The following is a 12,128-nucleotide window of genomic DNA, read 5'->3' on the forward strand; positions in this document are numbered from 1 at the left end:
TATGCGATTACTGGCAATAAGACGACTCTATAAAATTACTAAGGTTGTTATTAAATACCGCCTAGATGACCTATTGTTTGATATTACTATCTTACCGTTTGGGGTGCGTATTTTTAAAAACTTATTACCATGGCGTTGGTTTAGACGTAAGCCACTTGTTTTAAGCCGTGGTGAACGTATTCGTTTAGCCTTAGAAGAACTAGGGCCTGTTTTTATTAAATTTGGCCAAATGCTTTCTACTAGGCAGGATTTAATTCCTCCTGATATCGCATTAGCCCTCTCCTCTTTGCAAGATAATGTACCGCCTTTCCCTGCTGAACAATCTATTGAGTTGATTGAAAGACAATTGGGCATGAAGGTAGAGGACGCTTTTTCACAATTTGATATTGAACCACTAGCCTCTGCTTCTATTGCTCAAGTACATACCGCTAAACTGCAAACAGGGGAAGAAGTCGTTGTAAAAGTAGTACGACCAAACCTAAAACCTATTATTCAGCAAGATATTTCATGGCTTTATTACTGCGCTCAGGTAGCAGAATACGTTAACTATGACGCTAGACGTATGCATTTAATGGAAGTTATCACTGACTATGAAAAAACCATTAATGATGAGTTAGATTTACAACGTGAAGGCGCTAACCTTTCTCAACTAAGACGTAATTTTGAAAACTCCGAGCTGTTGTATGTTCCAAAAGTCTATTGGCCGTTATGTCGCCAACAAGTACTGGTGATGGAGCGTATTTATGGCATTGCTGTTAACAATGTTGCGCAACTCAATGAGTACAATGTAGATTTAAAAGCGCTTGCTGAGCGCGGTGTAGAAATCTTCTTTACCCAAGTATTAAGAGACAGCTTCTTTCATGCTGATATGCACCCTGGCAATATTATGGTTGATCCAACGAATCCAGAATATCCACGCTATATTGCCATCGACGGTGGTATTGTGGGTAGCTTAACGCCAGAAGACCAAGATTATGTGGCACGTAATGTGTTCTACTTTTTCAAACGGGATTATCGGCGTGTTGCTCAACTACATATTGATTCAGGCTGGGTTCCGCCCAATACCAAAATCAATGAGCTAGAAGACGCTATCCGTAGCGTCTGTGAACCTATTTTTGAAAGGCCATTGAAAGATATTTCCTTTGGTTTTGTGTTAATGCGCCTTTTCCAAATAGCCCGTCGGTTTAATATGGAAGTTCAACCACAGTTAGTGTTACTGCAAAAAACCTTACTGAATATCGAAGGCTTAGGCCGCCAGCTTTACCCTGACTTGGATTTATGGACTACTGCTAAACCTTATTTAGAACGCTGGATGAGGCAACGTGTAGGTGTAAAACGTGTTATCGCTGACTTCCGTAATCAAGTAGAGCAAATGCCTCATATTGCTAAAATGGCACGTAATATTATCGAACATGAGAATCGCAAGATAAAACTACAACAAAAGAATCCTCTTAAACACAAGAAAAAGGATTCTGTATTACTTAGATTATTAGGGGCATTGCTACTTGCTGGTGGTATTAGTTTAACCATTACGGAAGGTAGCTCACTGCAACACTGGCCTAATTATCTTATGTTAGCAGTTGGTATCTACCTTATTATTCGTCGTTGTTAAGGATATTTATGTCAGAAACTTGGCTTGCACAAATACACTGGAATAATGATGGTCTTATTCCAGCAATTGCTCAAGACTACCTAACAGGTGAAGTGTTAATGATGGCTTGGATGAATAAAGAATCACTAGCACTCACCGTTAAAGAGCAACGGGCTATTTATTGGTCAAGATCACGTAACAAGTTGTGGCGTAAAGGCGAAGAATCAGGCCATGTACAAAAGCTCCATGACATTTATTTGGATTGCGATGAAGATGTCTTATTATTAAAAGTAGAACAAGTGGGCAACATTGCCTGCCATACTGGGCGAGTGAGTTGCTTTTATCGTAAACTGCAACACAATAATTGGGTAGAAACCACTACACCCTTAAAAGATCCTAACGACATATATTATAAGAGTTAACCCTATGACGGACACAATCAACCGTTTAGCAAAAGTACTTGCAGAACGCAAACAAGCAGCCCCTGAAAGCTCCTATGTTGCTAGTCTATATCACAAAGGTCTAAATAAAATCTTAGAAAAAGTAGGTGAAGAGACTACTGAAACCATCATCGCTGCAAAAGATGCAGCTATGAATGGTAATACAGAAGATGTTATTTATGAAACCGCTGACTTATGGTTTCATAGTTTAGTGATGCTATCTGCACTCAATATTGAACCTCAACAAGTGTTAGACGAATTAGAGCGTCGTTTTGGTTTATCTGGTCATGCAGAAAAAGCAGCACGACCTAAAGAATAATATCGCTATTAATGAATTTGTTACTACTTTCTCCCACTGATCTGGTAAACGATAACCAAGCCGTTATTAAGGGAAGGCAACTACAGCATATCCTTCAAGTTCACCAAAGCCAAGTAGGTGATGCTTTAGCTGTGGGCTTAATCAATGGCTTTATGGGGAAAGGGTATATCAGCAGGTTATCCACTGAACAAGCGATTATTGAATTTCAGCTTGATACGCCACCTCCTGCTAAGTTACCCATTACGCTTTTATTGGCATTACCTCGCCCAAAAATGTTAAGAAGAATCTTGCAGACAATAGCCACAATGGGCGTTAATAAACTGATTTTAATTAATAGCTATAAGGTTGAAAAAAGCTTTTGGCAAACCCCTTTTTTAATGCCAGAAAACATACAACAACAATTATTATTAGGGTTAGAGCAAGCGAAAGATACTGTTTTACCTGAAGTGCAACTGGTTAAGCGCTTTAAGCCCTTTGTAGAAGATCAACTACCTGCTTTAATAAAAGACTCCCAAAACTTAATCGCTCATCTTGGTAATTACCGCCAATGCCCTAGCCTTCCGCAACAGTCTACAACCTTAGCTATTGGCCCTGAAGGTGGCTGGATTAATTATGAAGTTGATAAATTACAACAAATTGGTTTTACGCCTGTACAATTAGGTCAGCGTATTCTACGGGTTGAAACAGCTGTTGCTGCTTTTTTAACTAAACTTTACTATTAGTTTACTGTCTTGTATTAAAGAATAACTATCTCTATTTAGTACAATGTCCAATATTATTTATTTCTAGATGGGTTTACTGTATGTTAAGACTATTATTCTTTTTAGCTGTTGGTTTTGCCATTTATTTTCTGTGGCTGCATATCCAGAAAATAAAAAAACAAGCTAATCAAACACTTACTGATGATACTGAGCCTATGGTAAAATGCAGTTATTGTGATATCTATTCACCTCAGAAAAATGCAATAAAAGGTTCAAATAATCAATGGTATTGTTGTTCAGAGCACGCGCGACAAGCGGAGAAGTAAGGTGATTTTTCAGCTAGAAAACGCTTATCATGCTACTAAACGTATTCTATTTTTATATCAACTCTATCGAGTTTGTCTAAGCGTAGCCCTTATTCTTATTGTCTCTCTAGGTTTAGATCAATCTATATTAACAGTAGAAAATCGGCAAATTTTTTATATTACCTGCTGGATCTATTTTGTTTGTAATGTTACGTCTTTATTTTTTCCATTATCAACCAGTCCTTCACTCACACTTGCTCTAATATTTTTTGATATAGTTATTCTTTCAATCTTATTTTATGCCGCTACGGGCCCATCAAGCGGTATTGGCAATCTATTGATTGTTACTGTTGCTATTGCTAACACCCTTTTTCGTGGCCAAATAGGGCTACTTATTGCGGCTATTTGTAGCATTATTATTGTAGTTATTACCGCTTTTCTCTCTTTTGTCACCAAAATTACGGTCAGCGAATACATTCAAGCAGGTACATTAGGCGCGCTATGTTTTATTAGTGCGATGCTTATTCAAAGCTTAGTGGCTCGCATGAAAACCAGCGAGGCACTAGCTAAACAAAAAGCCTCTGATGTTGCCAACTTACAAATTCTTAATAGTCTCATCGTAGAACAAATGCCTGCAGGCGCCCTATTAGTTAATAAAACAGGGCAAATTATTATGGCAAATAATGAAGCACACCATTTATTAGATGAACCCCTGCTTGATGGATTGTTAGTAGCTCATATTTTTCCAGAACTCTATACTGCCATAAAACAATGGTTAAATAACCCTAAGCTAGAGCCGCAACCTTTACAGCCATCTAAAAAACACCTTAGTAAATTACGTCCAACATTGATTCGTTCTAAACACAGTAATCAATTAGTCATTTTGGTGTTCTTAGAAAGTACCGATGTGATAGCCAAGCAAGTACAACAAATTAAACTGGCCTCCCTTGGCCACTTAACCGCCAGTATTGCCCATGAAATACGCAATCCTCTCGGCGCCTTAAGCCATGCTGTACAGCTTTTAAAAGAATCTGAAAATATGGATCAGCAAGATCAGCGTTTATTACAAATTATCCTAAATAACTCTGATCGAGTTAATAATATTATCAGTAATGTGTTACAACTTTCTAAGAAAAAACAAGGTCATAGCTTTAACTATGAAATGAAACCACTTGAATTAACCTCTTGGCTAGAAAATTTTGTTGTTGAATATCAAGAATCACTAAAACCAGAGTATAAAATTGAATTAGATATAGCTGTTAGACCCCTTTTTACCCACATTATTCCTTCACAACTCCATCAAATCGTTACTAATTTGGTTAATAATGCGTTTCGTCATACAAAACAAGAAAATGGCATAGCACAAATATGGTTAATGTTATATATTGACAACGCTAGCCAGCTTCCCCAACTAGATATCTTAGATAATGGGGAAGGAGTTCCCATTGAATTTGAAGACAAACTTTTTGAACCATTCTTTACCACAAGTAATGATGGTACAGGTACAGGTTTAGGATTATTTGTTACTAAAGAGTTGTGTGACAGTAATCAAGCGCAATTAGTGTATGTACCAAGAAAAGGCGGCGGAAGTTGTTTTCGCGTAACATTTTGCTCGGCCACTCCGATACTTTAGGAAAAATCATAATGACACAGTCAAAAATTTTAATTATTGATGATGAACCTGATATTCGAGAATTACTTGAAATTACTCTAGGTCGACTAAAATTAGCTACTCAATCAGTAGGTACGCTAAAAGAAGCAACTGAAATACTAAAGAAAGAAACCTTTGATCTCTGCCTAACGGACATGAAACTTCCTGATGGTGATGGTCTTGACTTTATTGAGTATACGCAACAGCATTATCCACAAATGCCTATTGCTATGATTACCGCCCATGGCAGTATGGATACAGCCATTATCGCTTTAAAAGCTGGGGCTTTTGATTATTTAACAAAACCCATTGATTTAAACCATTTACGAGAAATTATCAAATCAGCACTTAACCTAACTACTGCCAAAGTTGATAATATTCCTTTTGAACAACAATTCCTTGGTGACTCTCCACTAGTCCAAGCACTTCGTAGTCAAGTAAACAAAGTGGCACGTAGCCAAGCACCCGTTTATATTAATGGTGAATCTGGAACGGGGAAAGAAGTAATCGCTCGACTCATTCATTTACAAGGGCCTAGAGCTAAGCAGCCGTTTATTGCTATCAACTGTGGGGCTATTCCCTCTGAGTTGATGGAAAGCGAATTCTTTGGTCATCGCAAAGGTAGTTTTACTGGTGCCAACCAAGATAAAATAGGCTTATTCCAAGCGGCACAAGGTGGCACATTATTTTTAGATGAGGTGGCCGATTTACCACTCAGCATGCAAGTAAAACTATTGCGCGCTATCCAAGAAAAATCTATTCGTGCTATTGGCGATCAACAAGAACAACCTATTGATGTACGTATTCTTTGTGCTACCCATGCCGACTTAGCCGCAAGAGTAGTCGAAGGCAAGTTTAGACAAGATCTTTATTACCGCCTTAATGTTATTGAATTAAAAATTCCGCCATTACGCGACCATAAAGAAGATATTCCGCTATTGGCTGATGCACTGTTAAAACGTGCTAACTACGATGTTAAGCTTTCCGATGAAGCCATTGAAAAATTATTGACTTATGAATTCCCAGGCAATGTACGAGAACTTGAGAATATACTTGAACGTGCTTATACACTCTGTGAACAGGGTGTAATCAGGCCCGATGACCTTCGTTTTGCTAGTATGTTACCAAGTGACTCATCGGTGACCTCTACTGCCACTGTTAACACACCAATTACTCAATCAATACCTTCACAAACTGAAGATAGTTCTATTGCAGAAGATAAACTGCCTAATTTAGTAGATATTGGTAATTTAGAAGAATATCTTGAAGCCGTTGAAAGAAAAATTTTAACCCAAGCGCTTGAGGAAAACCGTTGGAATAGAACAGCTGCAGCTGAACGCTTAGGATTATCTTTCCGTTCTATGCGCTACCGACTAAAAAAATTAGGCATTGATTAATGGACTGTCCATCATCATGGATATTGCTAATCTAACAGCTTTTATTGCAGTAGCTGAAACCTCCAGTTTCTCACTAGCTGCTGATCGGCTATTTCTTACGCAGCCTGCAATTAGCAAACGTATCTCTACCCTTGAGCAATCACTTAACACCAAGTTATTTGATCGTATTGGCCGCAACATACAATTAACGGAAGCAGGTAAGGCATTATTACCCCATGCTTATCATATTCTTACAGAAATTAATGACGCGAGCCGTAAACTATCTAACTTAGAAACAGAAGTAAAAGGGCAACTTAATATAGCTACCAGTCATCATATAGGGCTACACAGACTGCCCCCTATATTACGTAGCTTTACTAAACGTTACCCAAAAGTCAATTTAAATATTCACTTTCTAGACTCTGAAAAAGCCTATGATGCTGTATTACATGGCCATGTAGAGTTGGCTATTATTACTTTAGCTGCCGCAACTTATGCTCCATTGACTGCAATACCTATATGGAATGACTCTTTAGACTTTGTATGTTCCCAAGATAATCCCTTAAGTCAGTTCAAGCAGATCGATTTAGCAACCTTAGCTAAACATCCTGCTATTTTTCCAGGTCTTGGTACTTTCACCCATGACATTATAAAAAATTGTTTTTTACAAGCTAAACTAACACCCAATATAACCATGAGCACAAACTATATGGAAACTATTAAAATGTTAGTTTCCATAGGGATAGCATGGAGTGTACTACCAAGCACAATGCTTGATCCCAGTTTAATTAAGCTTAATGTTAAAGATGTAACACTATCCAGACAGCTGGGTTACCTTTATCATAGAGAACGAACGCTTTCAAAAGCCACTATTAAACTAATAGAACTCCTTAAAATATGCTAGAATAATAAACAACCATTGCTCTACTTTCTAACTCTATTTTTAACTCGGTTGCTATTTTATTCGTTATAATAGAGATATTATTGTATATTAAATGTATATAAAAGAAGTTACCGTTTTTTTTGCTTTTACCATACAAAGGACTTTCAGGAATGTTACTTGACGTTAAATCATATGGCATTGCATTTGGCACTAGGGTCATTTTAGCTGATGTAAGCTTTTCTATTCAATCTGATAAAGGCGTCATTGTGGTTATGGGCCCAGGTGGAACAGGAAAGTCCACACTTATGCGCTCTCTTGCAGGGATTAATAAGCGCTCTAGCAATGCCCACGAATGGGGACAAATCTTATATAAAGACCAACCTATTGATCAGCAAAATATCCCTCAGTTTGTTCAACAAAATGCTAAAGCGATGGGATTACCAGTTATTGAGAGTTTTGCAGAAAAAGTTCGCCAATCTTCTGAGCAATCACTAAGCCCTGCAGAAATGCGTGCGCATATCATCAGTGAATTAGAGCGTTTAGAAATCCCATCGATGATCCAGTATTTAGACCAGCCTATGATTCAACTTCCTGTTGAACACGCAAGAGCGGTCAATATGCTCAGAGAAGCCTTTTCAAAAGAGCCTATCTTACTATTAGATGAGCCTACTACTGGCATGAATGAAACTGGCGCCAGTATGCTTCTCAAATTAACCAAAAAATTGGGTGAAGAGCGTGTTTGCATGATTATTCTACATAATCAAATGCAAGCAAAAGAAGTAGGTGATCAAATTTTATTGCTCGCGGGTGGTCGCGTTCAGGCCTACGAAAGCAAAGATGATTTCTTTAACAACAAAGCAAAAAATGATGTGGTTGCACAATTCTTACGCTCAGGCAGTTGTAATATTCCTGCGCCTGATGCAGATGTGAATACGTTAGATGAAAGTATTCCAAAGCCACCTCCTTTACCAGAAGAAGCGATTAAAATAATTGCAGAACTTAAAGCAGCTGCTCCTAAGCCACAAACCGTCATACCAACTGTCAACAATGATTTAGTGATGCCTCAGGAACAGCCACAGAAGCCTATTTCATCAGTGATTGAGCAAGCCAAATCAGAACCTCAACTCAGCTCTTCTGAAATGACGCAATCCACCCCTATTGCTTCGGTGACTAGCAACTTGGCGGTAAAAAATGCTTCTCGTAGTAAATTCCGAGGCCCTAATGGTTTCCATTGGATCGCTCCAGATCAATTAGCTGGCTGTCCTATGCCCGGCATTGTAGCACCCTTAGAATATGATCTATCTGCATTAAGAGATGTGGGTGTAACTGTTTTAGTTAACTTAACAGATCGTGAACTACCTGAAGAAATACTTGCGCAATATGGTATTCGTAGTGTTCAATTCAAAATTGAAGACCGTCGAGCCCCTCCTATTATGTGGATAAAAATGCTATTAGTACAATTAGATAAACTATTAGCCAAAGGGGATGTACTTGCCGTTCACTGTTTAGCTGGACTTGGAAGAACAGGTACTGTATTAGGTGCTTGGTTAATTAAACAAGGCTTAACAGCTGAAGAAACTTTAAAACGGTTACGTCAAATTGATGCTGGCTATGTACAATCTAAAGAACAAGAAGATCTCCTTTATGCACTAGAAGAGAATATTCTTATTAGAGCAACTTAATGAGAGAGTTTTCAAAGTTTTACCATTAACTGGTTGCTTTTACTAGCAGCAAAATGCAAAATAGCAACCCATTATTATAAAACATGTCAAATATCTATTATTTTGACAAAAATCAATAAATGCCTCAGAGCATATAAAGTAAAGGAAAATATAATGGCTAATTTAGATCAAGCTATCCAAACCGCGATTGGCGCAATCCCTGAATGTCTTGCTGCTGGCTATGTAGACGTATCATCAGGTATGCTTCTTTCTGTAAAAACTATTGACTCTCATCCAAGAGAAGTATTAGACCTTGTTGCTGCTGCAACATCTGATATTTTCCAAGGTCCGAATGTTTCAATGATTGAACAACTATTCAGAAAAGCACGTGGTTTACCACCAGACGCTAATCACCACTATTTCCAAGAAATTATTGTAAACAGTGAAAACTTACTGCATATCTTTATGCGTGGTAAGCGCTACCCTGATTACATTGTTTGTTTCGTTTGCCGTAAGAGTGCAAACTTAGGTATGGCTTTAACTAAAGCACGTATGCAATTACCTATGTTAGAAGAAAACGTATAATTTTCTTTTTGTCTTGAGTATTCCTATCATGGAATACTCAAGAACAATTCCCCCATCCCCTCCCTTAGAAAAGCTTAGCTATTTTTTTGTTATCTCTTGGGATAACGACAAAAAATGATTATAATATGCTCCGTTTTATTGCTTATCGAGGAGCGCTGCAGCAACAAGCAAGTTGTCAGGCTCGATTAGTGGCATACAGGTCCACCCATAAAACTTTCCAAACGGCGCTCATATAAACTAAAAACTTTTATTTTGATTAAAGATTGCTAAATCAAATAAAAGCTTGTTCTTTTAGAATGGAGATATGAGCATGAATAACTTTTCTGACTATAAAGTTGCCGATATTTCTTTGGCTGATTGGGGCCGTCGAGAAATCATTATTGCAGAATCTGAAATGCCTGCATTAATGGCCTTACGTCGCAAATACGCTACTGAAAAACCTTTACAAGGTGCCAAAATTCTTGGCTGTATTCATATGACCATCCAAACAGCTGTACTCATTGAAACTTTAATAGCATTGGGTGCAGAAGTTCGTTGGTCATCTTGTAATATTTTCTCTACTCAGGATCAAGCAGCTGCCGCTATTGCTGCTGCGGGCATTCCTGTATTTGCTTGGAAAGGTGAAACAGAACAAGAATACGAGTGGTGTATTGAGCAAACTATCCTAAAAGATGGTCAGCCATGGGACGCCAATATGGTATTAGATGACGGTGGCGACTTAACGGCTATCCTTCACACTAAATACCCTGCAATGCTTGATAAGATACATGGTATTACAGAAGAAACCACTACAGGTGTGCATCGTTTACTTGAAATGTGGAAAAAAGGCACCTTAAAAGTACCTGCGATCAATGTCAATGACTCTGTAACGAAAAGCAAAAATGACAACAAATATGGTTGTCGTCACAGTTTAAATGATGCCATTAAACGCGCTACAGACCACTTACTATCAGGTAAACAAGCACTTGTTATTGGCTATGGTGATGTAGGTAAAGGTTCTGCTCAATCATTACGTCAAGAAGGTATGATTGTACGTATTTCAGAAGTTGATCCAATCTGTGCTATGCAAGCCTGTATGGATGGTTTTGAAGTCGTTTCACCTTATAAAAATGGGGTAAATGATGGTTCAGATACTAATGTTAATACTGACTTATTACAAAAAATAGACCTTATCGTTACCACCACTGGTAATGTGAATGTATGCGATGCAAACATGTTAAAAGCACTTAAAAAACGTGCTGTGGTATGTAATATTGGTCACTTTGACAATGAAATTGATACTGCGTTTATGCGTGCTAACTGGGCATGGGAAGAAGTTAAACCTCAAGTTCATAAAGTACACAGAACGGGCAAAGATAGCTTTGCAGCAGATAATGACAACTATCTAATCTTACTCTCTGAAGGTCGTTTAGTGAATTTAGGTAATGCAACAGGTCATCCTAGTCGTATCATGGATGGATCATTTGCTAACCAAGCATTGGCACAAATCCACTTATTCCAACAAAAGTTTGCTGAGCAAACGGCTGATAAAAAAGCTGAATTATTAAGAGTGGAAGTACTACCAAAGAAACTTGACGAAGAAGTAGCGGCTGAAATGGTTAAAGGCTTTGGTGGAGTAATCACTAAATTAACGCCTAAACAAGCTGAATACATTGATGTTCCTATTGACGGACCATTTAAACCAGATACTTACCGTTATTAATTAACCTTTTGACCTACCCTCCTTAGTAATAAGGAGGGTTTATGATGATAACAATGAACAACACAAAACCATTATTTAGTTTTGAGTTTTTTCCTACCAAAACAGAAGTAGGCATGGAAAAACTTTTAAACCACGCACAACAGTTAGCCACTACTTGCAACCCAGCATTCTTTTCTTGTACTTATGGCGCAGGTGGCTCCACCAGAGATAGAACCTTTGATACTGTATTGCAACTAACCAATACAACCCAAGTTGCTACAGCACCGCACTTATCCTGTGTGGGAGACTCTAAAGAGTCATTACGTAGCTTATTAAAGCGCTACCAAGAACTAGGTATCAATCGTATTGTTGCTTTACGTGGTGATTTACCATCAGGGATGGGTATGGATGCAGGAGATTTACGCTATGCGTCTGATCTCGTTAGTTTTATCCGTGAAGAAACAGCCGACCATTTTCATATTGAAGTAGCTGCTTATCCAGAAATACATCCACAAGCTTTAAACATGGAACAAGATTTAAAACATTTTGTTAATAAAATTAAAGCAGGGGCGAATAGCGCTATTACCCAATATTTCTTTAATGCTGACTGCTATTTTTACTTTGTAGATCGTGTGCAAAAAATGGGAATTGATGTCCCTATTATTCCAGGTATAATGCCAATCACTAACTACAGTAAACTAGCCCGTTTCTCTGACTCCTGTGGCGCAGAACTACCTCGCTGGATTAGAAAACAGCTAGAAGCTTATGGTGACGACATAGAAAGTATCCAATCATTTGGTACCGAAACCATCAGTAAGCTTTGTGAACAATTATTAGCTGGTGGTGCCCCAGGACTGCATTTTTATACATTAAACCAGGCTGAACCAAGTCTTGCAGTATGGAAAAATTTAATTTAATATTGCGCCACTAGTAAT

12 protein-coding genes and 1 riboswitch are annotated in these 12,128 nt (G+C 38.1%); all 12 genes read left to right on the forward strand.

All coding sequences use genetic code 11. The annotated features are described in order from the left end of the window. Position 1: 1 nt before the first annotated feature. The 12 genes from ubiB (at position 2) to metF (ending at position 12,110) form a co-directional block, all read left to right on the forward strand. A complete protein-coding gene (gene ubiB / locus JHT90_RS12710; RefSeq protein WP_201091592.1) occupies positions 2-1,612 on the forward strand; it encodes a ubiquinone biosynthesis regulatory protein kinase UbiB in 1,611 nt (536 codons plus the stop codon). A gap of 8 nt (positions 1,613-1,620) precedes the next feature. Further along, on the forward strand, positions 1,621-2,013 hold the full coding sequence (gene hisI, locus JHT90_RS12715) for a phosphoribosyl-AMP cyclohydrolase (protein WP_201091595.1): 393 nt from the start codon (positions 1,621-1,623) through the stop codon (positions 2,011-2,013). Positions 2,014-2,017: 4 nt separating this feature from the next. Further along, positions 2,018-2,350 (forward strand): phosphoribosyl-ATP diphosphatase, encoded by a 333-nt coding sequence (locus JHT90_RS12720; protein WP_201091596.1) that lies wholly within the window; start codon positions 2,018-2,020, stop codon positions 2,348-2,350. 11 nt (positions 2,351-2,361) lie between these two features. Continuing rightward, positions 2,362-3,072: a 16S rRNA (uracil(1498)-N(3))-methyltransferase gene (locus JHT90_RS12725; protein WP_201091597.1), complete on the forward strand. Its 711-nt coding sequence runs from the start codon at positions 2,362-2,364 to the stop codon at positions 3,070-3,072. An 80-nt stretch (positions 3,073-3,152) separates the two neighbouring features. Next, entirely contained in the window at positions 3,153-3,377 is a 225-nt protein-coding gene (locus JHT90_RS12730; protein WP_201091598.1) for a PP0621 family protein, read from the forward strand. Between the two features lies 1 nt (position 3,378). After that, entirely contained in the window at positions 3,379-4,989 is a 1,611-nt protein-coding gene (locus JHT90_RS12735; protein ID WP_201091599.1) for a sensor histidine kinase, read from the forward strand. Positions 4,990-5,000: 11 nt separating this feature from the next. Then, the gene (locus tag JHT90_RS12740) at positions 5,001-6,404 is read left to right on the forward strand and encodes a sigma-54-dependent transcriptional regulator (protein WP_201091601.1); all 1,404 of its coding nucleotides are present in this window, start codon (positions 5,001-5,003) and stop codon (positions 6,402-6,404) included. Positions 6,405-6,420: 16 nt separating this feature from the next. Continuing rightward, positions 6,421-7,287, forward strand: coding sequence for a LysR family transcriptional regulator (locus JHT90_RS12745; RefSeq protein ID WP_201091603.1), 867 nt, complete (start codon positions 6,421-6,423; stop codon positions 7,285-7,287). A 149-nt stretch (positions 7,288-7,436) separates the two neighbouring features. Then, positions 7,437-8,948, forward strand: a complete 1,512-nt coding sequence (locus JHT90_RS12750) for a phosphatase domain-containing putative toxin (RefSeq protein WP_201091605.1) — start codon at positions 7,437-7,439, stop codon at positions 8,946-8,948. Positions 8,949-9,101: 153 nt separating this feature from the next. Beyond that, positions 9,102-9,512 (forward strand): hypothetical protein, encoded by a 411-nt coding sequence (locus JHT90_RS12755; RefSeq protein ID WP_201091607.1) that lies wholly within the window; start codon positions 9,102-9,104, stop codon positions 9,510-9,512. A 141-nt stretch (positions 9,513-9,653) separates the two neighbouring features. Further along, positions 9,654-9,749, forward strand: a riboswitch (S-adenosyl-L-homocysteine riboswitch). A 67-nt stretch (positions 9,750-9,816) separates the two neighbouring features. After that, positions 9,817-11,214, forward strand: coding sequence for an adenosylhomocysteinase (ahcY, locus tag JHT90_RS12760; RefSeq protein ID WP_201091609.1), 1,398 nt, complete (start codon positions 9,817-9,819; stop codon positions 11,212-11,214). Between the two features lie 44 nt (positions 11,215-11,258). Further along, positions 11,259-12,110, forward strand: a complete 852-nt coding sequence (metF, locus tag JHT90_RS12765; protein WP_379971811.1) for a methylenetetrahydrofolate reductase [NAD(P)H] — start codon at positions 11,259-11,261, stop codon at positions 12,108-12,110. Positions 12,111-12,128: the final 18 nt, after the last annotated feature.

The sequence above is a fragment of the Entomomonas asaccharolytica genome (assembly GCF_016653615.1).
Taxonomy (GTDB): domain Bacteria; phylum Pseudomonadota; class Gammaproteobacteria; order Pseudomonadales; family Pseudomonadaceae; genus Entomomonas; species Entomomonas asaccharolytica.